25 protein-coding genes and 1 pseudogene are annotated in these 26,743 nt (G+C 62.8%); 14 read left to right on the top strand and 12 right to left on the bottom strand.

All coding sequences use genetic code 11. The features are described from left to right. The first annotated feature begins 23 nt into the window (after positions 1-23). Positions 24-791 carry a 2OG-Fe dioxygenase family protein gene (locus tag HEQ17_RS08605; RefSeq protein WP_296292357.1) on the top strand — a complete coding sequence of 256 codons (768 nt, stop codon included), beginning with the start codon at positions 24-26 and terminating at the stop codon, positions 789-791. A gap of 95 nt (positions 792-886) precedes the next feature. On the opposite strand, the gene bktB is transcribed toward HEQ17_RS08605, so the two are convergent. From bktB to HEQ17_RS08585, 4 genes are all read right to left on the bottom strand, one after another. Continuing rightward, positions 887-2,071, bottom strand: coding sequence for a beta-ketothiolase BktB (gene bktB, locus HEQ17_RS08600; RefSeq protein WP_296292356.1), 1,185 nt, complete (start codon positions 2,069-2,071; stop codon positions 887-889). A gap of 140 nt (positions 2,072-2,211) precedes the next feature. After that, the gene (locus HEQ17_RS08595; RefSeq protein WP_296292355.1) at positions 2,212-2,967 is read right to left on the bottom strand and encodes an SDR family NAD(P)-dependent oxidoreductase; all 756 of its coding nucleotides are present in this window, start codon (positions 2,965-2,967) and stop codon (positions 2,212-2,214) included. A 34-nt stretch (positions 2,968-3,001) separates the two neighbouring features. Beyond that, positions 3,002-4,369 carry a cytochrome c gene (locus HEQ17_RS08590; RefSeq protein WP_296292354.1) on the bottom strand — a complete coding sequence of 456 codons (1,368 nt, stop codon included), beginning with the start codon at positions 4,367-4,369 and terminating at the stop codon, positions 3,002-3,004. Continuing rightward, the gene (locus tag HEQ17_RS08585) at positions 4,366-5,037 is read right to left on the bottom strand and encodes a c-type cytochrome (protein WP_296292353.1); all 672 of its coding nucleotides are present in this window, start codon (positions 5,035-5,037) and stop codon (positions 4,366-4,368) included. Before HEQ17_RS08585 ends, HEQ17_RS08590 begins: the two co-directional genes overlap by 4 nt. 210 nt (positions 5,038-5,247) lie before the next feature. On the opposite strand from HEQ17_RS08585, the gene HEQ17_RS08580 reads away from it, so the two are divergent. Then, positions 5,248-5,766: a GNAT family N-acetyltransferase gene (locus HEQ17_RS08580; protein ID WP_296292352.1), complete on the top strand. Its 519-nt coding sequence runs from the start codon at positions 5,248-5,250 to the stop codon at positions 5,764-5,766. Between the two features lie 66 nt (positions 5,767-5,832). Further along, on the top strand, positions 5,833-6,789 hold the full coding sequence (locus HEQ17_RS08575; protein WP_296293706.1) for a tRNA-dihydrouridine synthase: 957 nt from the start codon (positions 5,833-5,835) through the stop codon (positions 6,787-6,789). A 49-nt stretch (positions 6,790-6,838) separates the two neighbouring features. Here HEQ17_RS08575 and HEQ17_RS08570 read toward each other — a convergent pair whose 3' ends face one another. Together HEQ17_RS08570 and HEQ17_RS08565 are read right to left on the bottom strand one after the other, a co-directional pair. Next, positions 6,839-7,210: an Hpt domain-containing protein gene (locus HEQ17_RS08570; RefSeq protein ID WP_296292351.1), complete on the bottom strand. Its 372-nt coding sequence runs from the start codon at positions 7,208-7,210 to the stop codon at positions 6,839-6,841. A 56-nt stretch (positions 7,211-7,266) separates the two neighbouring features. Further along, positions 7,267-8,145: an NUDIX hydrolase gene (locus HEQ17_RS08565; RefSeq protein WP_296292350.1), complete on the bottom strand. Its 879-nt coding sequence runs from the start codon at positions 8,143-8,145 to the stop codon at positions 7,267-7,269. A 154-nt stretch (positions 8,146-8,299) separates the two neighbouring features. On the opposite strand from HEQ17_RS08565, the gene HEQ17_RS08560 reads away from it, so the two are divergent. From HEQ17_RS08560 to HEQ17_RS08510, 11 genes are all read left to right on the top strand, one after another. Then, positions 8,300-9,226, top strand: a complete 927-nt coding sequence (locus tag HEQ17_RS08560) for an SDR family NAD(P)-dependent oxidoreductase (protein WP_296292349.1) — start codon at positions 8,300-8,302, stop codon at positions 9,224-9,226. A 232-nt stretch (positions 9,227-9,458) separates the two neighbouring features. Then, complete coding sequence (locus HEQ17_RS08555; RefSeq protein ID WP_296292347.1) at positions 9,459-10,208, top strand: hypothetical protein; 750 nt, start codon at positions 9,459-9,461, stop codon at positions 10,206-10,208. 107 nt (positions 10,209-10,315) lie between these two features. Beyond that, entirely contained in the window at positions 10,316-11,434 is a 1,119-nt protein-coding gene (locus HEQ17_RS08550) for a tetratricopeptide repeat protein (protein ID WP_296292346.1), read from the top strand. Positions 11,435-11,484: 50 nt separating this feature from the next. Further along, complete coding sequence (locus HEQ17_RS08545) at positions 11,485-11,793, top strand: hypothetical protein (protein ID WP_296292345.1); 309 nt, start codon at positions 11,485-11,487, stop codon at positions 11,791-11,793. Beyond that, a complete protein-coding gene (locus HEQ17_RS08540; RefSeq protein ID WP_366938034.1) occupies positions 11,681-12,436 on the top strand; it encodes a class I SAM-dependent methyltransferase in 756 nt (251 codons plus the stop codon). Before HEQ17_RS08545 ends, HEQ17_RS08540 begins: the two co-directional genes overlap by 113 nt. Before the next feature lie 508 nt (positions 12,437-12,944). Further along, positions 12,945-13,574: a uracil phosphoribosyltransferase gene (gene upp / locus HEQ17_RS08535; protein WP_296293705.1), complete on the top strand. Its 630-nt coding sequence runs from the start codon at positions 12,945-12,947 to the stop codon at positions 13,572-13,574. Between the two features lie 116 nt (positions 13,575-13,690). Then, complete coding sequence (locus HEQ17_RS08530) at positions 13,691-14,692, top strand: BMP family protein (RefSeq protein ID WP_296292343.1); 1,002 nt, start codon at positions 13,691-13,693, stop codon at positions 14,690-14,692. A gap of 65 nt (positions 14,693-14,757) precedes the next feature. After that, complete coding sequence (locus HEQ17_RS08525) at positions 14,758-16,326, top strand: ABC transporter ATP-binding protein (protein WP_296292342.1); 1,569 nt, start codon at positions 14,758-14,760, stop codon at positions 16,324-16,326. Continuing rightward, on the top strand, positions 16,323-17,384 hold the full coding sequence (locus tag HEQ17_RS08520) for an ABC transporter permease (protein WP_296292341.1): 1,062 nt from the start codon (positions 16,323-16,325) through the stop codon (positions 17,382-17,384). Before HEQ17_RS08525 ends, HEQ17_RS08520 begins: the two co-directional genes overlap by 4 nt. Beyond that, a complete protein-coding gene (locus tag HEQ17_RS08515; RefSeq protein WP_296292340.1) occupies positions 17,381-18,304 on the top strand; it encodes an ABC transporter permease in 924 nt (307 codons plus the stop codon). The genes HEQ17_RS08520 and HEQ17_RS08515 overlap by 4 nt, the downstream gene beginning before the upstream one ends. Then, positions 18,305-19,579: an amidohydrolase family protein gene (locus HEQ17_RS08510; RefSeq protein WP_296292339.1), complete on the top strand. Its 1,275-nt coding sequence runs from the start codon at positions 18,305-18,307 to the stop codon at positions 19,577-19,579. 51 nt (positions 19,580-19,630) lie between these two features. Here the strand turns inward: HEQ17_RS08510 and HEQ17_RS08505 are convergent, their stop codons facing one another. The 6 genes and pseudogenes from HEQ17_RS08505 to HEQ17_RS08485 all read right to left on the bottom strand — a co-directional run bounded on the left by HEQ17_RS08505 (position 19,631) and on the right by HEQ17_RS08485 (position 26,661). Then, positions 19,631-22,753, bottom strand: a complete 3,123-nt coding sequence (locus tag HEQ17_RS08505) for an efflux RND transporter permease subunit (RefSeq protein WP_296292338.1) — start codon at positions 22,751-22,753, stop codon at positions 19,631-19,633. Between the two features lie 92 nt (positions 22,754-22,845). Then, positions 22,846-24,027: an efflux RND transporter periplasmic adaptor subunit gene (locus tag HEQ17_RS08500; RefSeq protein WP_296292337.1), complete on the bottom strand. Its 1,182-nt coding sequence runs from the start codon at positions 24,025-24,027 to the stop codon at positions 22,846-22,848. 63 nt (positions 24,028-24,090) lie between these two features. Continuing rightward, positions 24,091-25,491, bottom strand: coding sequence for an efflux transporter outer membrane subunit (locus HEQ17_RS08495; protein WP_296292336.1), 1,401 nt, complete (start codon positions 25,489-25,491; stop codon positions 24,091-24,093). Next, positions 25,488-26,225, bottom strand: a complete 738-nt coding sequence (locus HEQ17_RS08490; RefSeq protein ID WP_296292335.1) for a CerR family C-terminal domain-containing protein — start codon at positions 26,223-26,225, stop codon at positions 25,488-25,490. The genes HEQ17_RS08495 and HEQ17_RS08490 overlap by 4 nt, the downstream gene beginning before the upstream one ends. Before the next feature lie 135 nt (positions 26,226-26,360). Continuing rightward, positions 26,361-26,512, bottom strand: a pseudogene (locus tag HEQ17_RS16020) (esterase-like activity of phytase family protein); the annotation flags it as partial. Beyond that, positions 26,497-26,661 (bottom strand): hypothetical protein, encoded by a 165-nt coding sequence (locus HEQ17_RS08485; protein WP_296292334.1) that lies wholly within the window; start codon positions 26,659-26,661, stop codon positions 26,497-26,499. The gene HEQ17_RS08485 and the pseudogene HEQ17_RS16020, both read right to left, overlap by 16 nt. Positions 26,662-26,743: the final 82 nt, after the last annotated feature.

Genomic DNA, 26,743 nt, shown 5'->3' with positions numbered 1-26,743 from the left:
TTGCCTGATTTTGCGACTTTCACATGCCTCAACCAGTACTTCAGCCACCATTGACCGCCCCCGATAGGCTCAATGCCACGTTGTCAGAGCAGGGCTTTGCCGTGCTGGACGCCGCCAGTGTTTGCGCCATGGCAGGGATTGCGCTGGGTAAGCTGCAAGCGCTGCAAGCAAGCTGGAATGCCTTGCCGCCCGATCAGTTCTTGAAGGATGGGGGGCGCTACCGTCGCCGCCGTCACGCCAGCTTTGAATTGATCGATCAACAGGTCAAGCAGGTACCCCACCGAGCCCATTGGCAACCGCTTTCTTACAACGCCTTGCACGGTGGCATGCAGCGCTGGTTTGAACCCATGGACAGCGCAGTGCTGCAACAAGATGCATGGCAAAAACTGCTGTCTTGGCTGGCCCGTGTGGCTTCAGCGGCCCAGGGTGAGCAGACCTGGTTCGCTGAAGCGCACCAGTTTCGCATCGATACCACCGACGGTATTGGCCGCCCCACCCCGGAAGGGGCGCACCGCGACGGCGTGAATTGGGTGGCGGTTTTCCTGATCGGGCGCCACGGCATCAAGGGGGGCGAAACCCGCGTGTTCGACATGGACAGTCCCCATGGTCAGCGTTTCACATTGATCGAACCTTGGTCGTTGTTGCTGCTTGACGATGCCCGTGTGATCCACGAAACCACGCCCATCCAGCCCGAGACGGCAGGGGGCTGGCGAGATACGCTGGTGATCACGCTGCGTTCTGGCGGTTTTTTGGATGAGCCGGAGTTGATCGCCCCGCAAGCTGCCGTCTGAACGGCTTCAGGACCCTTGTCCATCAAGCGTCCGATCAGGGCGCAGCGAGCGTTTTTTGGGGGGGCGCGAACCCGGTGCAGCGCGATCAGCTCGGGTCAGATGCGTTCAAAAATCGCTGCGATGCCCTGACCGCCACCGATGCACATGGTCACCAGTGCGTAGCGGCCATTCACGCGTTGCAGTTCGTACAGGGCCTTCACCGTGATCAGTGCGCCAGTGGCACCAATCGGGTGGCCCAGCGAAATGCCCGAACCGTTGGGGTTGACCTTGGCCGGGTCCAAGCCCAGTTCGCGGGTCACGGCGCAGGCCTGCGCAGCAAAGGCTTCGTTGGCCTCGATCACGTCCAGTTCATTGACGGTCAGGCCAGTCTTTTTGAGCACGGCATGAGTGGCCGAGATCGGACCCACCCCCATGATCTTGGGGTCCAGACCTGTGTGGGCATAGCCCACCAGGCGGGCCATGGGCTTGGCACCACGGGCCTTGGCGGCGCCGGCTTCCATCAGCACCAGGGCAGCAGCCGCGTCGTTGATGCCCGAGGCGTTGCCCGCGGTCACGGTGCCGTTTTCCTTGACGAAGACGGGCTTGAGTTTGGCCATGTCTTCGAGCTTGCAACCGGGGCGAAAATGCTCGTCGGTGGCGTAGGCCACGTCGCCTTTTTTGCTTTTCAGCATGACCGGCATGATCTGGTCCTTGAAGCGGCCCTCCAGGGTGGCGCGCTCGGCGCGGTTGTGGCTTTCCAGGGCCAGCGCGTCTTGCATGTCACGGGTGATGCCGTATTTGGCGGCCACGTTTTCAGCCGTCACGCCCATGTGGATGTTGTGGAAGGGGTCGTGCAGGGCACCGATCATCATGTCGATCATCTTGGTGTCGCCCATGCGTGCGCCAAAGCGGGTGGCCAGGCTGGCGTAAGGCGCGCGGCTCATGTTTTCTGCACCGCCGCCGATGGCGATGTCACAGTCGCCCAGCAAGATGGACTGGCTGGCGCTGACGATGGCCTGCAGGCCCGAGCCGCACAGGCGGTTCACGTTGAAGGCGGGCGTGCCTTCGGCGCAGCCGCCGTGGATGGCTGCCACGCGCGACAAATACATGTCTTTGGGTTCGGTGTTGACCACATGGCCAAACACCACATGGCCGACATCCTTGCCTTCGACGCCGGCGCGTGCCAGCGACTCGCGCACGACCAGCGCGGCCAACTCGGTGGGAGGGATGTCCTTCAGGCTGCCGCCAAAGGTACCAATGGCGGTGCGCACACCGCTGACAACAACAACTTCACGGCTCATAAGGGGTCTCCAGTTTAAAAAATCGTGTTTCAGCCGAGTCATCCACCGCCTGAGGGCGGTGGCTGTCAGTGTCAGCTTTGAAAGCTGCAAGCACCTGATAGATTTTGGTCACCAAGAGGCAGCAGCGCTGGCATGGCCGATCAGCCCCGCACGTCGCCAATGGGCTGCTGCCCGAAGTCAGGGCGGGCCAGATAAGCCAACACTTGCGCAGCGGCATGGGCGGGCGAGCTCAACAGGCCTTGCGCCTTGAGACCCAGGAACTTGGCTTGGTCAGGGAAAGCCTGGCCAGCGGCACCGCGCAATTGCACCTGCATGTCGGTGTCGATCACACCGGGGGCCAAAGAACAGACCTTGGCCCCATTGGGACGCAGTGCTTCGTCCAGCGCCATGCAGCGGGTGAAGTGGTCCATGCCCGCTTTGGCCGCACAATACCCGGCCTGCGAGGCCATGGGAGAGCGTCCCAGGCCCGATGAAATGTTGAGCACTTTGCGCGGGATGCTCCAGTCGGCTGTGGCCCCTAAAAACGCGGCGCAAAGCTGCATGGGCGCTTCCAGTCCCACCCGCAGGGCCTGGGCCAGATCAGCGGGTTTGGACTGGCTAAGCGGCACGATGGGCGGGATGACCCCGGCGTTGTTGATCAGATGCACGCTGACCAGCTCGGTCGGGTTTTGTTTTTGCAGCCAGGCTTTCAGACGTTCACTGGCCGCTTGGCCGTCAGCCAGGTCTTGGGTCCACTGGGTCAATTGGGCTCCTGTTTGCGAGGCCAGGCTACTCAGGGCTGGGTTGGCGTGGCGGGCGATGCACAGCAGGCTGTGGCCCGCTTGCAGCAGTTGTTCGGCCATGGCCAGACCCATGCCACGCGAAGCCCCGGTAAGAATGTAAAGCGGTGTGTTCATGGGCGTCATGTTAGCGGTGTTGGGGGGCGGCCCGTCAAGGCCCCTGCGCTGCCCGAATGCGGTTGACTTGCAGCGGCGTGACTTCGCCCGCCCGGTTGCCCCAGTGGCTGCGCAGGTGGGTGAGCACGGCCGCGATGTCGCGATCCTGGAGCTCCAGCACGGCGGGCGGCATGCCAAAGGGGCGAGGGTGGCCTTGCGTTGCGGGGCCGTAGCCACCGTACAGCACCAGTTGCACCAAATTGGTAGGGTCGCTCAGCAGCACGGCGCGGTTGCCGGCCAAGGCGGGGTAGGCCACCTCGCCCGAGGCGGTTTTGACGCCTTCGCCTTGCTCGCCGTGGCATTGCAGGCACTGGTTTTCATAGACTTTTCCACCCAAGGTGGCCACTTGCAGGCTGATGCGGGGGGGAGGGGCCTTGCCAGGCGCGGGCTGGGGTGTACTTTGGGCGCGTGACTGCAGGTAGATGGCCATGGCTTGCAAGTCGGGTTCTTTCAGGTGCTGAAGGCTGTGCTGCACCACTTCGCCCATGGGGCCGCTGGTCTGCGCCGTGGTCGAGCCGCCGGTGCGCAGCAGACGCACGATCTCGGGCAAGGGGGTGCTGGCCAGGCCCGATTCGGCATCGTGCGTCAGGTCGGGGGCGTACCAGTTGACCACCGGCATCAGGCCGCCGGACAAATCGCGGACGGGTCCGCTGGCCCCCAGCGCGTTGCGTGGGCTGTGGCAGGCGGCGCAGTGGCCCAGGCCTTGCACCAGATAGGCGCCCCGGTTCCATTCAGCGGTTTGGGACTTGTCGGCCTGAAAAGGGCTGGGCTCAAAAAACAGGCTGCGCCACACGGCCAGCGCGGGCTGCGTGCCCACGGGCCAAACCAAAGTGTGGGCCGGTTGGGCCTGTACCACGGGGGGCAGGGTGTTCAGCCAGGCAAAAATCGCGTCGCTGTCTGGGCGGGTGATGACGCTGGTGTGGTTGTATGGGAAAGCCGGGGCCAGCAAACGTCCGTCTTTGGAGCGGCCACGGTGCAGGGCTTTCCAGAAGTCTTGCGCTGTCCAGCGGCCCAGGCCGGTGTCAGGGTCGGGTGTGAGGTTGCTGCTGTACACCCCGCCAAACGGTGTGTCGGTGCGGCGCCCTCCTGCCCAGGGGGTGCCGCCCCGGGTCGTGTGGCAGGCCATGCAGTTGCCCGCCAGCGCCAGATAGCGGCCTTGTTCGATTTGCTCAGGAGTCAGAGGCGCTGAAGAAGAGTGGGCTGTGTTGGCGGCGGGTGCGCTGCGGTCCCGCAGCAGGTCACCCCAGTTGTCTGCAACGACCCACATGGACAAGGCCAGGCCAGTGGCCAAAAGCCATTTCAGGGCGCGTACCCCATGCGATTTGGGTTGAGCGCTGTTGGTGGTGTCTGTGACGCGGCTCATGGGCGGCTTCCGGTGGCGGTGGGCTGGCTCGCTGCATTGGACAGTTCAGGCGCACTGCCGCAGCGCATCGCCTCGGGCAGCGCAGGGCCAGCTGGCATTTGAGCCGCAGGCCGGGTGTCGGCGGGCAGGGGTTGGCGTGCCAGCCAGCTGGAGACGGCAATCAGGTCCGCAGCAGGCATGCGGCGGACGATTTCGGCCATGCAGTCGGGGCCATGGGCGCGTCGCTGCCCAGTTTGCCAGGCACCCAGTTGGGCATTCAGGTAGTCCAGCGGCAGGCCCAGCAGCCCCGGCACATTCGGCTGCACACCGGTCAGACGCACACCGTGGCATTGTGTGCAGGCGGGCAGGCCGCGTGCGGCGTCACCCAGCTTCGCCAGTTGCTGGCCTTTGGCCAGGCGTTCGTTGCTGATGGCGTTGCGGGCCGTGGGGGCGGGATAGGGTAGTTGCAGGTTGGCAAAGTACTGCGCCATTTCGCCCAGGTAGGCGTCGGTCAAAGGGTCCACCAAGCGCGTCATCAGCTCGTAATGGCGGCGGCCCTGCGCAAAATTACGCAGCTGGTTGTGCAAGTAACCTGCGGGTTTGCCCGCCAGTCGGGGGTAATAGCCGTCAGGTCCAGCGCGTCCCTGCTCGCCGTGGCAGGCGGTGCAAGCCCGGGTGCGTTCGGCCATGTCATCGGTCCAGCGGGTGGGGGTTTGGGCCTGGGCCCAACCGAGGCTGAACCCCCAAAAAATCGCCTTTCCGAAGCGGAGGAGGGGCCTCAGAACATTCCGTAAAAAAACTCGCATCCGCAGAAGATAACCGAAGCGGCGACAATGTCGGGCTTTGCACCGAATGCCCGGGTTTTGCGGTGCGCTGTTATTTCTTTTCACTTTTCAACCATGTCCGATATCCAAGTCCGATTTGCCACCCTCCAAGACGCTCCCGCTGTGGCCGCCTTGCACCTGAACGCCTGCCGCATGGCTTACGCCGGTCAGGTGCCCGATGCCCATTGGGACACCACGCCCATGCCCAAGCGTGTGTCCTTCTGGAAAGAGGCCATCGAGTACGGTGAGCCCCAGGTCATGGTGGCCACTTCGGGCCGAGAGATCGTGGGCTTTGTTGGCTTTGACCGCTCGCGCGACCCCAAATCCAAAAACACCACGGGCGAGATTTGGGCCATTTATGCTGCCCCCGAACGCATCGGCCAAGGGGTGGGCCTGGCCCTGTGGGATGCGGCACGCGAGGGTCTGGAGGATGAAGGCTGCACCGACGTGACGGTGTGGCTGCCTTTGTTGCATGAGCGCACTTTGCGTTTCCATGACCTGGCTGGCTTTAAGCGCGAGATGAACACCGCCCGCACCGTACCCTTGGGTGGCGTGAAGGTGGAAGAGGTTCGCCTCAAGCGCAAGTTGGGCTGAGGAGCGCCGCACTTGGCTCAAGCCACCAACTTGGCGACATTCAAGCCGCAAATTTTGCTGGCCCCGATGGAGGGCTTGCTGGACCATACTTTGCGCGATGTGTTAACGCGGGTGGGCGGAGTGGACGTCTGCGTGTCCGAATTCATCCGGGTCACCCACACAGTGTTGCCGCGTCGGGCCTTTGTGCGCGTGGTGCCTGAATTGCTGAACCAAAGCCGCACGCCTGCCGGGGTGCCGGTCAAAGTGCAGTTGCTGGGGTCTGACCCGATTTGCCTGGCGGACAACGCCGCTGCCCTGGCCGAATTGGCGCCTTACGGCATTGACTTGAACTTTGGCTGCCCTGCCAAAACCGTGAACCAGCACCGGGGCGGTGCGGTGTTGCTCGACGAGCCCGAGTTGGTAGGCCGAATAGTGGCGGCAGTGCGACGGGCGGTGCCGGCGCACATCCCGGTGTCGGCCAAGATGCGCTTGGGCTATAACGATGACGCCCGCGCAGAGGACTGTGCCATGGCCATCGAAGCGGCAGGCGCCAGTGAATTGGTTGTGCATGCCCGCACCAAAGCCCACGGTTACCGGCCACCCGCTTATTGGGACCGCATTGCCGATTTGCGCCAGCATGTGCGCTTGCCCATGGTTGCCAATGGTGAAATCTGGACCGTGACCGATGCCCTGCGCTGCCAGGAAGTGACCGGTTGTGACCGGCTCATGATCGGGCGAGGCATGGTCACTGACCCTGGCTTGGCCTTGGCGATTGCCCGTCACCGATCAACCGGGGAGAGTTTGCTGCCGGGTCAAGGCGTCGCATGGTCGACGCTGTTGGCTCTGATGCAGGTCTTTTGGCGGGGTGTGAGCGCGCGAGTGGCTACCCGACACCGCGCAGGGCGTCTCAAGCAGTGGCTCAATTACATGCGGCGGGTGTACCCGCAGGCGCAGTTGGCGTTTGACACATTGCGGTGGGTGCATGACGCGCACAAAATCGACCAATGGTTGGCCGAACAGCAGCCCCTGCACACCCCTGTGTAGAAGTGGGGAAAAATGGTGTTTCGCTGGGTGGCGAGGCCCAGCCAGGTCATCAAGCCGGTTTTTGATGGGCCAGATGAGCCAGCACTTCCTGCCGCAGGGCTTCGAGTTGGGGTGCCAAGAGGCTGTAGGCGACGCTCAATTCGGCCGCATCGGCGTGTTTGCTCATCTCTTCCACCCGCACCACATGCTCGACCAGACTGTCCACGCAAAAAACCGGCGTGAAGCCCTTGAGTTGATGCAGGATGCGATAAGCACCATGGACATCCCCTTTTTCGAGCAGGGCTTGCAGGCGAGGCAAATCTTCGCTGAGGGTTTGCTCAAGGGTTTTGAGCAAAGACAGAATGCCTCGGGTATCCCCGATGAATTCCATGGCCCTTTCGATGGACAGGTAAAGATGCGTCGGTGCTTGGTTTGAGGGCATGATGGGGATGGGGTGTAGAAATTCATTGAGCAAAAGCCCAAAAAACAACAGTCATTTTAGTCAAGCAGGGCTGCCAAACCCAATGCGGGTTCAAAGCGTTTGTTTTTGAACATCAAGCGGCTGGGGCCGGGAAAGGCTGGTTGTCTGACCGAATGACGCGGGTCGCCCGGGTAGCAAATGGTGCGCACGCCGTCCTGGTCAAAAGGTTCGGGTTCGATCACCGGAGGGCAACGGTTTTGGGCCTCGGTCAGCACGCTGTTGGCATCGGAGTGCCGACTTAGGTGCACCAGGCTCATGATTTGCGGCGGGGCCAGCTCAATCTCGCGGTCCCAATAGCGCTGCAGCGCTTGGCGCGGCTGGATCCACAGCGCTTCGGTGGCCTCGTGGTTATCGTGTTCAGCCAACTGGTCATCGGGCACCTGGGTGACAAAAAACCGGGTGTCAAAACGCTTGTTGGTCACCGACGCCTGGCGCGGCGTGATCCATCGGCACCAGGGCACCAGCGGCTCGGTGCACAAAAGCAGGTTTCGTGAATGGAAGGCTTCATGCCAGACATGGCCGCTGCGCAGGGCCTGGAGCACATGGCGGGCTTCTGCCGTATCGCGTGGATCGCAGCCCAGCAGCACGCGGCACTCCTCGTAAGCCTCTCGCATGGCCGCCACAAAAAGCCCGGCGGCACGTTCATTGTCCAGCTCGGGCTCGTTCAGTCGTCGATGCAGGGTGGCGCTGTCCTGGCTCAGGCGTTGTTGCCATATGGGTTGTTCGTCTTGCGGGTCGAGTTTGCCGCCAGGAAAGACATGGACGCCACCCAGTACGTTCGAGGCCTGGTGTCTGCGCATCAGCAGCACTTGCAAACCACCCGGGCCGTCGCGCAACATCACCACGGTGGCGGCGTCCAAAGGCGGGGCGGTCAACAGTTCGGTGTTCAGTTCCATGAGGGTGTCAATCGGGTAACAGCCAGCGCCAGGGTGCTGGATTAAAGTGCGGCAAACAACCATCGCGGGTGGATTTTGGCCCAGATTAGCAGATGCACCGGGGCACTGTGAGCCTGTGGTTGTCACTGGTTTGTCAATTTCAAAAGGAAAACACATGAGCATCGATTTCAAAGGCCGTGTGGCCCTCGTCACGGGGGCCGGCGGCGGTTTGGGCAAGGAGCACGCGCTGGCGCTGGCAGCGCGTGGGGCCAAGGTGCTGGTCAACGACCTGGGCGGCGATGTGCATGGCGTGGGCGGCTCGGTGTCGGCGGCGCAAGCGGTGGTCAATGAAATCCGCGCGGCGGGCGGCGAAGCCTTGGCCAATGGCGCATCGGTCACCGACTTTGAGGCCGTCAAAGCCATGGTTCAGCAAGCGGTGGACGCCTGGGGCCGGGTGGACATTCTGGTCAACAACGCGGGCATCTTGCGCGACAAAAGCTTTGCGAAGATGGCATTGGCCGACTTCAAGCTGGTGATGGATGTGCACGTCATGGGCGCGGTGCATTGCACCAAAGCCGTCTGGCCCCTCATGCAGGCGCAAAACCATGGGCGCATCGTCATGACCACCTCGTCCAGCGGGCTCTATGGCAATTTTGGCCAAGCCAATTACGGCGCGGCCAAGATGGCGCTGACGGGCCTGATGCAAACCCTGTCGATCGAGGGTGAAAAACACAACATCCGCGTCAACTGCCTGGCCCCCACCGCGGCCACCCGCATGACCGAAGGCCTGATGCCCGAAGCCGTGTTGCAAGCCCTGGCCCCCAGCGCCGTGGTGCCCGCCATGCTGGTCATGGCCAGCGACGACGCGCCCAACCGCACCATCATTTGCGCAGGCGCAGGCAGCTTTGAGGTGGCGCATATCACGCTCACGCAAGGTGTGTATTTGGGCATCGGCCCTGATACCGCCGAGCGCCTGGCCGAGGCCATGGCGCAGGTGACTGATCGCGATGGAGAGACCGTACCGCGTTCAGGCTCTGAGCAGGGCGCTCTGGAGGTGGGCAAGGCGATGCATGACCAGCAAAGAGCGCAAACAGGGGGGTGATTGCAGGCGGTGACATCAGCGACCTGGCCGCTGCTGTGGCTTGTGCACAGCGCGGGGCAGGGCGGTTCGCAGCCAAAGTGTTGATAAACTCTAGAGCCCGTTGGGTCGTGGACAGGACATGCTTGACGGTTCGGGGTCCAGACCCATAAGACGGTTGAACACGGACATTGGGTTTTAGCTGTGCTCAATCATTCTGCCAGCACCACAATCAAACCATTCACTGGAAACCAATATGAAAAATCCCCATCAAAACTTCAATCGTCGCGACGCATTGCGCCTCCTCAGCCAGGCATGTGCAGTGTCTGCGGGTGGAATGGTCACAACCAACCTGCTGGCAGCAAAAGGTGACTGGCAAAACACCTTGGGCACCGCGCTCGATTTGGTGCCCTCGGATGTGACTGTGGCGGCAGCGCAGTTTGGCGGCCGCAACTGCGTGGCCGTCAACCTGACCCCGGAAGCCCAGGCCAGGTCCTTGCGCATCGGCGGCAATGCTGCGACGTTTGCCGCCCTTTCTGCCGGTTTTTCCGATGGCTCGCTGCAGGTCGATCTGGCAGGTGTGCTCAACGGCAAAGGCGACCCTGACGCACGCGCCTTTCTTGGTTTGGCTTTTCATGTCGGCGTCCAAGCCAAGGAATTCGAGGCTGTTTACCTTCGCATGGCCAATGGCAGCAAAAATTCGCCACCGCCGCCTGCTCCTCGCAACGTGCGCGCCGTGCAATACATTGCCCATCCGGACTTTCACTTCGATGTCTCGCGCAGCCGTTTCCCTGGTCAATACGAGGCCGGTGCGCCGGTTGCACTGAACACCTGGCACACACTGCGCTTGGACATTTCAGGCAAGAAACTGCGTGCATTTATCGATGGCACCGAGATACTGGCGGTCGATGACCTGCGCTTGGGCGGAAAATCAGGCGGCATCGGACTGTGGGTTGACGACGGCACAACCGGATACTTTTCAAATTTGAGAATTCGCCCCGCGTAAGGCTTGCTGCATGACCTTCTTGCATTGATTCCTGACCCAGACGCGCCGGAATGCATTGGGGTTATGCAGACAATCTCTCGCTCTCAGCCATCAAGCCCCAAAACAACATGCCTGCCCCCTCCCTGACCGTTGTCCAACTGATCCAACAAGCTGACCAACTTCAGTCGGCAGGCAAGCTGCAGCAAGCGGTGGACCTCTACAACGACTGGCTTGCCGTGCATGGTGAAGAGCCGCAAGCCGCCCCTGTGTACTTCAACCACGGCATTCTGAACAAACTCAACCAGCCTGCCATCGCCAAAGCGTCATACCAAAAAGCCCAAGCACTCAACCCCATGCTGTACCAAGCCGCAGTCAATCTGGGGCTGATGACTGAGGCCAGCGGCGACGACGCACAAGCGCTGCAAATTTGGAACCAAGCCCTGAGCGACCAACTGCCCGTTGAAGGCCAATGCATGTTGCTCAACCACATAGGCCGCCTGCATGAAAATCTCAAGCGCTACCCCGAAGCCGAAGCCGCGCTAGAGCGCAGCCTTCGGCTCAACCCCCAACAAGCCGACGTGGTCCAGCACTTTGTCGGCATTCGCCGCCGTCAATGCCTCTGGCCCAGCATACCCAACTGGCTGCGCGAAGCACGCCCGGGTGAAGACGTGGCACTCGACATCGGCCCCTTCATGGGAATGGCCGAACTCGACACCCCGCAGCGCCAACGACAAGCCGCACAGGGTTTCGTTGAGCGCAAACGGAGTCCCATCACCCCGCTGCCGCCTGTGCGCTGGCAACACGACAAGCTGCGTATTGGCTACTTTTCTGGCGACTTCAAGCACCACGCCGTCAGCATCTTGATGGCCGAAGTGCTTGAGCTGCATGACCGCAGCCGCGTGCAGGTGTATGGGCTGGACTACAGCGACACCACCCCCTCGGCCATGCGCCAACGGGTACTCAAGGCGTTTGACCACCATGTCCCCTTGCACGCGCTCACCGACGCACAAGCGGCCCTGCGCATCCGCGAACTCGAAATTGACGTACTCATCGATCTGACCGGGCTCACGTCTGGCTCGCGTTTTGATGTGTTGGCCTACCGCGCCGCGCCTGTCCAAGCCAGCTATCTGGGTTATATGGGCAGCTGCGCCATCCCTGGGGTGGACTACATCCTGGCCGATCGCCACCTGATGCCGCCTGAGCTGACGCAGCACTTCACCGAAAAACCCATCTACCTCAACAGCTAGCAGGCCAATGACCGCCAACGGGTGATTGGCACCGCACCAACACGCGCCGAATGCGGCTTGCCCGTCAAAGCCTTTGCGCCTTCAACAACAACTACAAATTCACGCCCGACGTTTGGGCCACCTGGATGCGCATCCTCAAGCGCAGCCCCAACAGCGTGCTGTGGGTGCTGGAAGACAACCCGCAAGCCAAAGAAAACCTCACAGCCAACGCCAAAAACCAGGGCATCGCCGCCAACCGATTGATCTTTGCGGGCCGCGTCATGCCCGAGCAATACCTGGCCCGCTACCACTGCGCCGACTTGTTTTTGGACACCGCACCTTACGGCGCAGGCACCACCGCCTGCGTACACCATTTTTAATCGCGAATTACTGGCCTTGATGCCCGAAAAAGCACGCCAAGTCGTTGAGATCGGCTGCATGCTTGGTAACTTCGCGCAGGCCTATCGCCAAATCAACCCCGAATGTCATTACACCGGTATCGACATTGATGCCGACTATGCCCACGAAGCCAAAAAGCACTGCAACGTCGCCATAGCGGCAGATGTTGAACGTCTTGATGACGGCATGTGGGCACAACTGGAAAAAGCCGACTGCTGGGTCTTTGGCGACACGCTTGAGCATCTTCGTGACCCATGGAAAGTCCTGCGTCGAATCAACGAAAACATGAAGTCTCATGGCGGCGGCACATTGGTGGCATGCGTACCCAATGCACAGCACTGGAGTATTCAAATGCGACTGAACAATGGCGCATTCCGATATGAAGATGCAGGACTGCTGGACCGAACGCATCTGCGCTGGTTCACCCGCACCACCTTGATCGAATTGTTTGTGTCCACAGGGTTCAAAGTCATCAAAGGTACGGCACGGTTTCTGCCTCAACCTGCACCAGAAAAAATCATACAAGCAATTGGTACGCTGGCCGAAGCTTCCGGGGCCAACGCAGAACAAGCCCAGCAAGACGCCAAAGTCTTTCAATTCGTTTTGCAAGTCACCGCCAGCTAGCTGCAGAAGTGGCTCGCTTATTTTGAACAGTTAAACCCCGATGGATAAGTGGTGAGGGGATGGTTTGAAGAGATGCAGAACTGCTCACACCATTGAGCAACTCGGGGCGCACCTATGAAGACTTTCTATACAGCCTCTTGGAGTTGTGGCAGCCCAGGCATCGACAACTTGGCACCAGCCTCAAAGACGGTATCGACAAACTCTGAAGCCGTGAATTGACTGCATTGGTCGGTGTTGACTTTTTTTGCACCTGCTTTTGTCCAACGGTTTGGGGGATCTGGGCCACCAATTGCGGCAGTTTTTTGTGGGACACTCGGTCAAGTCCGGATCAATGGCCTTGGCCCTGGTCTGAAAGTGAATTTTTCAGGGACAACTACCGAACTGGCGCACATCGCCCACTTGCACTCAGGCAAGGCCCGACTGGGGGCCTGTAACGCCCATGGCCTGGGTCATAATCGAGCACATTCGTTTGGATTTTTTATCCACAACTCTGACAGGGGCTGCCATGCTGGACCAACTTACCGTCGTCAAACACCCGCTGGTGCAGCACAAGCTGACCCTGATGCGGGAAAAGGACACCTCGACCGCCTCCTTCCGACAGCTCTTGCGCGAGATCAGCCTGCTGCTTGCCTATGAAGTGACGCGCGAATTGCCCATGACGACGAAGCGGATTGAAACCCCGCTGGTAGAGATGGATGCCCCCGCCATCGAGGGCAAGAAGCTGGCACTGGTGTCGATACTGCGGGCCGGGAACGGGCTTCTGGACGGCATCCTCGAACTGATTCCCGCCGCGCGGGTAGGCTTCCTGGGGCTTTACCGCGACCCCGCCACGCTGCAGCCGGTGCAATACTATTGCAAGCTGCCCGAACAACTTGAGGACCGGGTGTCCATCGTGGTCGATCCCATGCTGGCCACGGGCAATTCAAGTGTGGCTGCTGTTTCCATTTTGAAGGAGGCGGGGGCGAAGAATATCCGCTTCCTGTGTCTGCTGGCTGCGCCCGAAGGCATCAAGCGGATGCAAGCGGCGCATCCTGACGTGCCGATCGTGACAGCCTCTGTGGACAGCCATCTGAACGACCACGGCTATATTGTCCCGGGCCTGGGGGATGCAGGCGACCGGATGTTCGGCACCAAGTGAGGCACTCTCGCGTGAATTTCTGGTCCGCAAACAGGCACCTGCCCATGTCCAGCAACGATGGTTTGCTGTGAATTTTGTAAGATCGTCGTTTTTAACCCCCCTCACCGGAGAACCCCATGTCAGCCCACCCCCTGAACCGCCGCCATGCGCTTGTGCTGGCCGCCGCCCTGACCGCTGCTGCCCCGACCCTGAGTTTGGCCCAGGCCAAGATCAAGGTCGCCGGCATTTACACCGTGCCGTTTGAACAGCAGTGGGCCGGGCGCCTGCACACCGCGCTGATAGCGGCGCAAGCGCGCGGCGAGATCGAGTACAAGGCCAGCGAGAACGTGTCCAACGCTGACTACGAGCGTGTGATGCGCGAGTACGCTACGGCCGGCAACACACTGATCGTGGGCGAGGCCTTTGCGGTAGAAGCTGCCGCGCGCAAGGTGGCCAAGGATTTCCCCAAGGTCTCTTTCCTGATGGGCTCCTCGGGCAAACCGCAGGCGCCCAACTTCAGCGTGTTTGACAACTACATTCAGGAGCCTGCCTACCTGACCGGCATGATCGCCGGCGGCATGAGCAAGACCAACAAGATAGGCATGGTGGGCGGTTTCCCGATTCCCGAAGTCAACCGCCTGATGAACGCCTTCATGGCCGGTGCCAAAGAGGTCAACCCCAAGGTGACGTTCAGCGTGAGTTTCATCAACAGTTGGTTTGACCCACCCAAGGCCAAGGAGGCCGCTTTTGCCATGATCGACAAGGGCGCTGACGTGATGTATGCCGAGCGCTTTGGCGTGAGCGATGCCGCCAAAGAAAAGGGCAAGCTGGCGATTGGCAACGTGATCAACACACAGGCCCAGTACCCCGACACTGTGGTGGCCTCGGCCATTTGGCATTTCGAGCCCTCGGCCGACCGCGCCATCAAGCTGGTCAAAGAGGGCAAGTTCACCGCCGAAGACTACGGCCCCTATTCGATGATGAAGCACAAGGGCTCTTCACTGGCACCGCTGGGTACCTTTGAAAAGAAGGTGCCGCCCGAGCTGGTGGCCAGGGTGCGCGCCAAGGAAAAAGCCATTCTGGACGGCAAGTTCAATGTCAAGGTCGATGACAACCAGCCCAAATCCTCGGCCAAATAAACATTTTTTAGCGAGTCACAAGACAAGACACCCCGGCAGCGGTGTGTCTTTGTGTTGGCCCTGCCATGTCCGCCCCCGTCCTGCAACTTAGCCACATCAGCAAGCGCTTTGGTGCGTTGCTGGCCAATGACGACATTTCGCTGACGCTCGGTGCCGGCGAGGTGCTGGCCTTGCTGGGCGAGAACGGTGCCGGCAAGTCGACCTTGGTGTCCATTCTGTTCGGGCATTACACGGCTGACGCTGGCAGCATCACGGTGTTCGGCCAGGCGCTGCCACCTGGCGACCCCAACGCCGCACTGGCCGCTGGCATTGGCATGGTGCACCAGCACTTCACGCTGGCTGACAACCTGAGCGTGCTCGACAACGTGATGCTCGGCTCGGAGTCGCTGTGGCAGCCCTTCACCCGACGCCTGGCGGCGCGCGAAAAGCTGCAGGCGGTGGCGCAGCGCTTTGGCCTGGGCGTGGACCCGGACGCTCTGGTGGGTCGGCTGTCGGTGGGGGAGCGCCAGAGGGTGGAGATTCTGAAGGCCCTTTATCGGGGTGCGCGCATCCTGATTCTGGACGAACCCACGGCGGTGCTGACGCCTCAGGAGAGCGAGGCGCTGTTTGCGGTGCTGCGCCAGATGGTGGCCCAGGGCCTGTCCATCATTTTCATCAGCCACAAGCTCGGAGAGGTGCTGCGGGTGTCGCACCGGATTGCGGTGCTGCGCGCTGGCCAACTGGTGGCCCAGGCCGAGTCCGCCGACACCAGCCAGGCCCAACTGGCGCTGTGGATGGTGGGCCATGCGGTCGAGGCGCCGCAACGCCGCCCGGCCAAGGCGGTCGGCGACGCCGTGTGCGAGCTGGACAACGTGAGCACAGCGCCAGCGCGCGAGCGCCTGCTGGATGCCAATCTGCGCCTGCATGCCGGCGAGATCGTGGCGATTGCTGGCGTTTCGGGCAATGGCCAAGTAGCGCTGGCCGAGTTGCTGTGCGGCACCCGCGCCGCCAGCGCCGGCCGGGTGCAGTTGTTGGGCCGGCCACTGCCGCCGCAGCCGGCCCGGCTGGTGCCACTGGGCGTGGCCCGCATCCCGGAGGACCGCCATGCTGTGGGTGTGGTGGGTGACTTGCCGGTGTGGGAGAACGCCGTGTCCGAGCGGTTGCGCAGTTCGGCGTTTTCACGCTGGGGCTGGGTGCGCCGGGCTGCAGCCCGGGCGTATGCCGAGCGCGTTCTGCGCACCTTTGACGTGCGCGGTGGCGGCCCGGCCGTGCCGGCACGCTCGCTGTCGGGCGGCAATATGCAGAAGCTGATTCTGGGCCGGGCTCTGAGCCAGCCTGACGATGTGGCTGCAAGCACCGGGGCAAATGGCGCTGCTGCAGTGCCCCGCCTGATCGTAGCCCACCAGCCGACCTGGGGCCTGGACATCGGCGCCGTGGCCTATGTGCAAGCTCAACTGATCGCGGCGCGCGATGCCGGTGCCGCGGTGCTGTTGATATCGGACGACCTGGACGAGGTGCTGACCCTGGGCGACCGGGTGGCGGTGATCCATGCAGGCCGGCTGGGTACGGCCAGACCGGCGACCGACTGGAGCCGTGAGGCGATCGGGTTGGCAATGGCCGGCATCACTGAGGCTGCAGCGCAGGCCCACGCATGAGGCTGGAAAAGCGCAACCAAAGCTCGCGCCTGGCGCTGCTGCTGGCACCGGTAGGGGCAGTGTTGTTCACGCTGTTGGTGAGCGCGTTGCTGGTGTGGTGGGCGGGTGCTGGTGTGGCGCAGACCTACGGCCTGCTGCTGCGCGGCGGCTTTGGCTCGGTGTTTGCACTGAGCGAGACTTTCACCCGCGCCATTCCGCTGATGCTGACCGGGCTGGCTGCGGCGGTGGCGTTCCGGGCCCGGCTGTTCAACATCGGTGCCGAGGGTCAGCTTTATGTGGGTGCGCTGGCAGCGGTGGCTGTGGGCGGCCTGCACGGCGGCACCGGCTTCGACCTGCCCTCGCCACTGCTGTTTGGCCTGATGTTGCTGGCCGCCGCCCTGGCCGGCGCGTTGCTGTTGCTGGGGCCGGCGCTGCTCAAAGCGCGGCTGGGGGTGGACGAGGTGGTGACCACTTTGCTGCTGAACTTCATCGTGCTGCTGATGGTCTCGCTGATGCTGGACGGCCCGATGAAAGACCCGACCGCCATGGGCTGGCCGCAAAGCGTGGCGCTGATGGGCGAGCTGGAACTGTCCAAGCTGGTCGAACAGACCCGGGTGCACAGCGGGCTGCTGATTGCCGCTGCGCTGGCCGTGGCGGTCTGGGTGCTGATGAAGTACACCGTGCTTGGTTTCGACATCCGCGCTGTGGGTGCCAACGTCCGGGCCGCCGCCTTTGCCGGGGTGCCGGTGACGCGCACTGTGGTGCTGGTGGCGCTGCTGTCAGGCGCGCTGGCCGGGCTGGCCGGTGCCATCGAAGTGGCCGGTCGCACCAGCTATCTGACGCTGGACATGTCGCCAGGCTATGGGTATTCGGGCATCGTCATCGCCATGTTGGCTGGGCTGCATCCGCTGGGCGTGGTCGCCGCCAGCGTGTTCGTGGCCGGGGTGTTGGTCGGCGCTGACAGCATGAGCCGCGCCATTGGCGTGCCGACCTACATCGCCGACGTGATCGTGGCCGCCTCGCTGATCTCGGTGCTGGTGGCCACCTTGTTGACGCAGTACCGGGTGCGCTGGCAATGAGCGAATTTCTGGACATCCTGGCCAACCCGTCGTTCTGGGCGGCGGTGCTGCGCATTGCCACACCTCTGATCCTGGGCACGCTGGGGGTGCTGTTGTGCGAGCGCGCCGGGGTGTTGAACCTGGGCATCGAGGGCATCATGGTGGCCGGTGCCTTGACTGGCTGGCTGGCGGTGTACAGCGGCGCGCCGCTGTGGGGTGGGGTGGCGGTGGCGGCGCTGACCGGCGCGCTCCTGGGCGGGCTGCACGCGCTGCTGACCGTGACGCTGGCGCTTTCGCAACACGTCGCCGGCCTGGGCATCACGCTGCTGGCGACGGCGCTGAGCTACTACGGTTACCGGGTGAGCTTTCCAAAAGTGAACACCCCGCCCACCATCACCCCGTTCCAGGAAATGGGCTGGCTGGGCATTCCCGTTCTGGCGCAGCAAACGCCGCTGACGCTGCTGGCGCTGGTGTTGGTGCCGCTGATCGGTTACTTGCTGTACCGCACCCCGGTCGGGCTGGCGGTGCGCATGGTGGGCGAGAACCCTCAGGCCGCCGAAGGCCAGGGCGTGTCGGTGGCGGCGGTGCGCAGCGGGGCGATCGTGGCCGGCTCGGCGCTGATGGGCGTGGCGGGCGCGTTCCTCACGCTGTCGGCCTTCAATGCCTTCTTCTTCAACATGGTCAACGGCCGCGGCTGGATTTGCGTGGCGCTGGTGGTGTTTGCTTCTTGGCGGCCGGGCAAGGCGCTGCTGGGCGCTTTGCTGTTTGCTTTTTTTGACGCGCTGCAACTGCGCCTGCAGCAGGCCGGCGACGCCGTGCTGCCCTACCAGATGTACCTGATGCTGCCCTATGTGCTGTCGATCGTGGCGCTGGTGCTGGTGGCGCGCCGGGCCAGCTACCCGCAGGCCCTGATGAAACCTTACCGCAAGGGAGAACGCTGAATGCTGGACTTGCTCATTCACAACGCCACGCTGCCCGATGGCCGCACCCGGATGTCGGTTGCGGTGCAAGACGGCCAGATCGTCGAAGTCACAACCGGCCTGCAGGCCCCAGCCGCCGAGACGCTGGACGCGCGGGGCCTGCTGCTGAGCCCGCCCTTTGTCGACGCACACTTTCACATGGACGCCACGCTGAGCTACGGCCTGCCACGCGTCAACCAGTCGGGCACGCTGCTTGAAGGCATTGCTCTGTGGGGTGAACTCAAACCGCTGTTGACGCAGGAGGCGCTGATCGAACGTGCACTGGCCTATTGCGACTGGGCGGTGGCCAAAGGCCTGTTGGCGATCCGCAGCCATGTCGACATCTGCGACCCTCGGCTGCTGGCGGTGGAGGCGCTGCTGGAGGTCAAACGCCGGGTGGCACCCTACCTCGACCTGCAATTGGTGGCCTTCCCGCAGGACGGCTTGTTGCGCAGCCCCGGCGCACTGGCCCAACTGCAGCGCGCGCTTGACCTGGGGGTGGACGTGGTTGGCGGAATTCCGCAGTTTGAACGCACCATGGCCGATGGCGCCGAGAGCGTGCGCCTGCTGATGGAGATCGCCGCCACGCGCGGCCTGCGCGTGGACATGCACTGCGACGAAACCGACGACCCGCTGTCGCGCCATGTCGAAACCCTGGCCTATCACGCCCACCGCCTGGGCCTGCATGGCCGGGTCAACGGCTCACACCTGACTTCCATGCACAGCATGGACAACTACTACGTCAGCAAGCTGCTGCCGCTGATGGCCGAGGCCGGCCTGTCGGCCGTGGCCAACCCGCTGATCAACATCACCATCCAGGGCCGGCATGACAGCTACCCCAAGCGGCGCGGCATGACGCGGGTGCCCGAGCTGCTGGCGGCCGGCATCCGTGTGGCCTTTGGCCAGGATTGCGTGATGGACCCCTGGTACTCGCTGGGCAGCGCCGACATGCTCGAAGTCGCCCACATGGGCCTGCATGTGGCGCAGATGACCAGCCAGGCGGCCATGCGACAGTGCTTTGAAGCGGTGACCGTCAACCCGGCAGCCATCTTGGGCCTGGAGGGTTACGGCTTGCAGCCTGGCTGCCATGCCGATTTTGTGCTGCTGCAGGCACGCGACCCGGTAGAGGCGCTGCGCCTGCGTGCCACCCGGCTCAAGGTGTTCCGGCGTGGCCGCCTCATCGCCGAGACCCCGGCCGCCACCAGCGCGCTGCATTTGTCTGGTCGGCCAACCCACACCCAATGGATGACCCCATAAACGCTCCGCCCCCAAGATCAGCTGCAACACCCGTCCGCAGTACCAGAGTGGCTATTGCCTGGGCATAGCCTGCGCCGCTGGTTTTTCGCGCAGCAACCGGCGTTGGATGCGGCCCAACCAGTGCTCCAGATCGTCCACCACGGTAAAAACGGACGGAATCACCAGCAAGCTCAGCACGGTGGACGTGATCAGTCCGCCAATCACTGCCACCGCCATTGGGCTGCGGAAGCTGTTGTCTGCAGCGCCCCAGCCTACCGCCAGCGGCACCATGCCCGCGCCCATGGCGAGGGTGGTCATGACGATAGGGCGCGCGCGTTTGTGGCAGGCATCCATCAGGGCGTCAAACCGGCTCATGGGAGCCGCCACAGGATGACCGTCACGGCCATCGTTGCCCCGGCATGCCAAGATCGCGTACTCCACCAGCAAAATGGAGTTCTTGGTCGCAATGCCCATCAGCATGATGAGTCCGATGAGCGATGGCATGGAGAAACTCTGGTTCACCACCAGCAAGCCCACAAACGCACCACCCAGGGACAGCGGCAAGGCCGCCAAAATGGTGATGGGCTGCAAGAAGTCCTTGAACAACAAGACCAGCACAATGTAGATGCACAGCACACCGGTCAGCATGGCAAGGCCGAAGCTGGCAAACAGCTCACCCATGAATTCGGCATCGCCCAAAGCCAATTGCTTCACGCCGGGCGGCAGGTTGGCAATCGAGGACAGCTTTTGCACCGCCTCGGTCACATCCCCCAGCGGCGCGCCGGAGAGTTCCACTTCAAAGGTGATGTTGCGCGAGCGGTTCAGGCGGTCGATCACCGCCGGTCCACCGCTCACTTCGAGCGTCGCAACCTGGCTGAGCATGACCGGGCCTTTGACGCCGGGCACCGCCAAGCGGCCGAGCAGGTCCAGGTCCTGGCGCGCGGAGTCGTCCAGCTTGACCAGGATCGGCACCTGGCGCTGGCTGAGGTTGAGTTTGGCCAGCGAGGTGTCGTAATCACCCAGGGTGGCAATGCGCAAGGTCTCACCGATGGAAGCGCTGGTCACGCCCAAGTCTGCCGCTTTGGCAAAGTCGGGGCGTACTGCAATTTCAGAGCGGATCAGGCTCGCGCTGGAGGTGATGCTGCCCAGGCCGGGGATGGTGCGCAAGTCACGCTCCACCGCTGCCGCAGCGCTGGCCAAGGCCATGGGGTCTTCGCCGGTGAGCACCAACTGGTACTTCTCGCCACTGCCGCCCAGGCCTACTTTGCTGCGGATGCCGGGCACTTCGGCCATGGCCGCGCGGATGGCGTTCTCAATGCCCTGCTTGCGCGGGCGCTGGCCGCGCTCGGTCAACAGCACGGTGAGCGTGGCCTTGCGGACTTCAGTAGTGCCCGGAGGCGCAAAAGGGTCGGAACCCGCCGCACCACCACCGATGGTGGTGTAGATGCTCTGGATGTGATCGACCTTGTCCAGCAACTGGCGAGCGTGCTCGGCTGCATCGCGCGTTTGCTTGAGCGTGGAGCCCGGTGGCAGCTCGATGTACACCTGCGTCTGGGAGTTGTCGTCCGGCGGAATGAAGCCAGTCGGCAAAAGGGGAATCAGCAGGATGGACCCCACAAAGAATGCAGCGGCTGCGCCGATGGTGATCCAGCGGTGGTTCAAGGCCCAACGGCTGGCGCGCATGTAGGTGCCCATCCAGAACGGGTCTTTGTGTTCGCGCGGGCTGCGCTTCATGATGTAGGCGGCCATCATGGGTGTAAGCACCCGGGCCACCACCAACGAGGCGAACACGGCCAGTGCTGCGGTCCAGCCGAACTGTTTGAAGAACTTGCCGGGGATGCCGCTCATGAACGCAGTGGGCAAAAACACGGCAATCAGGGTGAAGGTGGTGGCTACCACGGCCAGGCCGATTTCATCTGCCGCTTCCATGGCGGCCTGGTAGGGTGTCTTGCCCATGTGCAGGTGACGCTCGATGTTTTCGACTTCCACAATCGCGTCGTCCACTACCACGCCGATCACCAGCGACAGCGCGAGCAGTGTCACCGTATTGATGGAGAAGCCCAAGTAGGCCATGCCGATGAAAGCCGGGATCACGGACAAAGGCAAGGCCACGGCCGACACAAAGGTTGCACGCCAGTTGCGCAGGAACAGCCACACCACAATCACCGCCAGTACCGCGCCCTCATAGAGCATATTCATGGATGCATCAAACTCTTCGGCCACCGGCTTGACGAAGTCAAAGGCCAGGGTGAGCTCAATGTCGGGGTGCTGGGCTTTGAGTTCGTCCATGGCCGCATTCACGGCTGCACCCACTTCCACCTCGCTCGCCCCTTTGCTGCGGGTGATCTCGAACCCCACCACCGGCACACCGTTGAGCAGCGCTGCCGCACGCGGCTCGGCAATCGTGTCTTTGACGGTGGCTACTTGATCCAGCCGCACACGCTGGCCGTTGGACAGCGTCAGCTCCAGATTGGCCAACTCTTCGGCGGTCTTGACAGTAGCCAAGGTGCGCATGGGCTGCTCGCTGCCGCCCAAGTCGGCACGGCCGCCAGCGCTCTCGGTCTGCACTTGCTTGAGCTGGCGCGAAATGTCAGCCGCCGTAACACCCAGACCTTGCAGCTTGATGGGGTCGAGGGCAACATCCACCCTGCGGGTGACCCCGCCCACACGGACTACCGAGCCCACACCCTTCACGCCCAGCAGGCGGCGCGATACCGTGTTGTCCACGAACCAGCTCAAGGCCTCGTCGTCCATCTTGGACGAGCGGATGGTGAGCGCCAGAATGGGCGCGCCCGAGAGGTTCACCTTGTTGATGACCGGGTCGCGCACGTCATTGGGCAGCTCACTGCGCACGCTCTGCACGGCGCTGCGCACTTCGTCCAGCGCTTCCTGCGCGGGTTTTTCCAAGCGGAACTCGGCGGTGATGGACACGCCACCATCCTGCACCTTGGTGTAGATGTTTTTCAGTCCCTGGATGGACGCAATCGCGTTCTCCAGCTTGCGGGCCAATTCGGTTTCCAGTTGGGCCGGCGCCGCACCGGGCAGGCTGGCCGAGATGGTGATGTTGGGCAGCTCCAGGTCAGGGAACTGCTGCACCTTCATGCTGCTGAAAGCCAGCATGCCGGCGAAGGACAGCATCACAAAGAGCATGCCCGCCGGTATGGGGTTCTTGATCGACCACGAGGAGACGTTCATACCGCCTCCTGCCGAGCCGCATCAAAGGAGGCGGGCGCCCCCTTGGGGGGGCATGAACGCAAGTGAATGTGGGGGCGCATGTGCTTTGCTCCTTATTTCGTAGCCGCTATGGGCGCTGCAGCCGGTTTGGGCTTGGAATCTGCAGCGTCCACCACCTTCACGGTGTCGCCTTCACTCAGAAAGCTGCCGCCGCTGGCCACCAACTTGTCCTCTGGCTTCACGCCACTCAGGATTTCGATTTGATCACCCACCACACGGCCGGTCTGCACTTTGAGTTGACTGACCTTGTTGTCGATGCCCACGCGGTAGACATAGCTGAAGCCGTCGCGCACCACCACCGCGGTTTGTGGCACGCTCAGTGCCCAGGTGCTGCCCAGCTCGAACTCGCCACGTGCATACATGCCGGGCTTGAAGGCTGCGCTCAGCGACTGGCCGGCAGACGATGCAGCCAGCAAGTCCACATAGACCAAACCGTTGCGGGTGGTGGTATCCACTGTGGGGGCCAGCATGCGCACCTTGCCCTTGGCCTGCACGCCGCCGGGCGAGGTGACCAGCACGGCCATGCCAGGGCGTATGCGGCCAAACTCGGCCGATGTCACTTCACCACGCCACTCCAGCCGCCCCTGGCGGATGAGCTTGAACATCTCGGTTCCGGCGCTCACCACCGCACCCAAACTGGCGCTGCGGGCGGAGATGATGCCGCCGTCCGGTGCGAGCAGTTGGGTCTGCTTCAGGCGCAGCAATTGGGCATCCAATTGGGCTTGGGCCGATGCCACACGCGCCTTGGCGGTGGCCTCTTGGGTGAGGTACTGGTTGATCTGCTGGGCGCTGACAGCCCCGGTGCCCTGCACGGCGCGCGCGCGGTCGCCGTTGGCCAGCGCTTCGGCTGCATTGGCCTGCGCCTCGTTCAGACTGGCTCGTGTCAGCGCCACGTCGGCCTGCACGCTTTCTGATGCAAAGGTGGCCAGCACCTGGCCGCGCTTGACGCTATCGCCTACCCCGACGTGCAGCTCGGCCACACGCAGGCCGCTGGCTTCCGAGCCCACACTGGCTTCCTGCCAGGCGGCCACGCCACCGTTGGCCGACAGCTTCACGGGCAACTGGCTGCTTTTGGCCTGCACCGAGGATACGGTCAAGGCTGCCTTGGGTGCAGTGGCGGCCTTGGGGGCGTCTGCCGCCTGGGTGCGGCTGGCAAAAAGGCCGAGGCCGGCGAGGGTCAGCACACAGGCGGTCAAAAGACCCAGGGTCAGGGGTTTGAATTGAACTTGGTTCATGGCTTTGCGCTCAAAGAGGTGACAACAAAAAATACGTCGTGATCAGGGGTGGGTCTGGTCGGCTTAAAAACCGCCACCCAGGGCGCGGTAGAGCGAGACCCAGGCGCGGTTGCGTTCCAGTCCCAGCGAAAGCTGGGCCGACTCGGCGGTCAGCGCATTGCGGCGTGCTTCTTCCAGTTCCATCAAGCTGGCCAGGCCTTGGCTGTAGCGCGCCTGAGTGGCTGACAAGGACTGGGCATAGCCAGCGGTGGCCACGACAGCGTCCTGCTTGCGGGCATCGGTGCTTTGCAGGTTGACCAGCGCCTCTTCCACCTCGCGTACGGCCTGGCGCACCTTGCCGCGATAGACCGACACACTCTGCGCATACGCAGCTTCGGCAGACCGCACATTGGCTTGGCGCTGACCGCCATCAAACAAAGGCAGCGTCACGGCCAAGGGGCCAAAGGACCAGGTGTCCAGATTCGCCTCCCGGCCCATGCTGCTAAATCGCAGTGCGCCGACCGAACCGCTCAGGGTCAGGCGCGGGTAGCGCTGGGCCTTGGCACTGCCCACCTGGGCGCTGGCGACCACCACATCGCGCTCGGCGGCAAACACATCAGGGCGTTGGGTCAGGGTTTGGGCAGGCACACTGGCTATGGAAACAGGCGCTGCTTGCGCACGTTCGATGGGCGCTGCAGCCAGTTTCTTTCGCAAATCCTGCTCGGGCAAGCCGGTCAGGGCCACCAGGGCTTTCACATCCAAGTCGCACGCCGCTTGTTGTTGCGTCACACGGCTACTGCCATCGGCGGCGCTGGCGCGTGCCAGGGCGGCATCCGAAGGCGCGACAAAACCGGCTGTGGCTTTGAGTTCGGTCAGGCGCGATGTCTCCAGGCGGGAGGCAGCGTCTTTGCGCGCCACACCCAGCAACTGGGTGCAGGTGGCGTAGCCATAGTAGGTGGTGGCCACTTCGGCGGCCACCGACACGCGGGCATCGTGCCACTGCGCCTGGGTGCCCCGGAACTGGGCGTCTGCAGCATTGCTGACTGCGCGGTTGACGCCCATGAGGTCCAGCTCCCAACTGGCTTGCAGGGTCGCCGATTGGATGGTTGCCACTGGCACTTGTGGCAGGCTCAGAGCACGGCTGGCACTCACATCTCGGTTGGCGCTCACACCCGCATCCAGCTTGGGCAGCAACGCTGCATTGGCGGCGGTGCGCCGCGCGCGGGCGGATTCCACACGCGCCAGCGCTTGGGCCATGTTGGGGCTTACCGCCTGGGCCGCATCGATCAGCGCCACCAAGAGCGGGTCGCCCTGCTTGTGCCACCACTGGGCCAGCGAACCTACGGCTCCCTGGTGAGGCAATGGGGCCTGCCACTGCAAGGCAGGCGTGGCATCTGGTTTGGCAGGTGGCATGACGATGGCGCAACCGTTGAGCGCCAGTGCCACTGACGCGGCCGTGAGGGTTCGTAAATGCAGGGGCTTCATGGGGCGTGGAGTGGGGCGGATGCAGGGAAATCGGTGGCTTGCGCACGGCGGCGCAGTGCTTCGGCGTCCACGAGCGCCAGTGCGTAGGACACCAGGCGGTCCAGATACACATCGATCGTCTGCGGCGTGTTGACCAGGCTGGGGCGGATCTGGGTGTACAGGTCATTGCCCACATGGAGCATGACTCCCAGGCCACTGATGGAAAAGGCGAGCCGGTGGATGTCGTCATCGGCCTCTGCGAGCCCGACATGCAGGCTTAGCCTGCGGGTCAGGGCCAGGTGGGTGGGCGCAATGTCGGTGTCAATTTCGTGCTGCCAGGCACCGGTGGGCTCCAGCATTTCGCGAAAGCACAGCTTCAAGTACTGTTGCTGACGCACATGCCCCTGCTTGAGCGGCTCCAAAAAACTGGCCAACAAACGGCGGATCGCTTGCTCCAGCGACACTTCTGCCCCCTCCAGTGCCTCGGGCGGCAAAGGCGGATTGGTGCGCGGGTCAGAGAACACGGCACGGTACAAACCCGCCTTGTCGCCAAAGTAATAGCTGATGGAGGCCACATTGGCCTGCGCAGCCAAGGCAATCTCGCGGATGGAGGTTTTGGCAAAACCTTGCTCCGCAAAAAGTTGCAAAGCAGCGTCCAGCAGGCGGTTGCGCGCCTGCGCCCCATCACTGCGCTTGGGCTTGGCACTCAAGGTTTCAGGCAAATGCATCGACATGGGTGCCGATTTTAAACTCATAAATCAATCGTTTGATTGAATTATGAAGTTCGGCAGGGTTTTCGGCTCCACCAAACAAGGATTCGAGGAAAACGCCCGACGGACTCCTTGTGGGCGATGCCTGAAGGGGCCGAATCTGATGGCACCCCAGGGCCATCACTTGGGTCGCACCTCATACGCCAAAAACTGGGTCACTTGATCGTCTGCAAAGTTGTTGTCGGCCACCAGAACCAGGGTTCGCTTTCCGTTCGCTGGGCGTGGACCCCAGTGATGCCCTCGATGTTGTCCAGCTTCACGCCGTTGTAAGAGCCAACGCTGTTGCTTTCTGCGTCGCTGCTTCCGCCGCAGGCACCAAGGCCAAATGCGAGGAAAACCAATTTTTGGCCAGGTCAACTTTGCAGTTGGGGTCAACCGCGCCGAATTTGGCGTTGTCCGACGCGTTGACGAAGCCGGACACGATATGGGTGCGTCTCGTGCGGGGCACCCCCGAGAAGTAGATCGAAAATCGCTTGTTGATTCGTTTTTCATGCAACAAACAG

The organism is Limnohabitans sp., from assembly GCF_023910625.1.
Taxonomy (GTDB): Bacteria; Pseudomonadota; Gammaproteobacteria; order Burkholderiales; family Burkholderiaceae_C; genus Limnohabitans_A.
The sequence above is the reverse complement of the archived record's forward strand: the minus strand, read 5'-3'. Positions and strand labels throughout refer to the sequence as shown.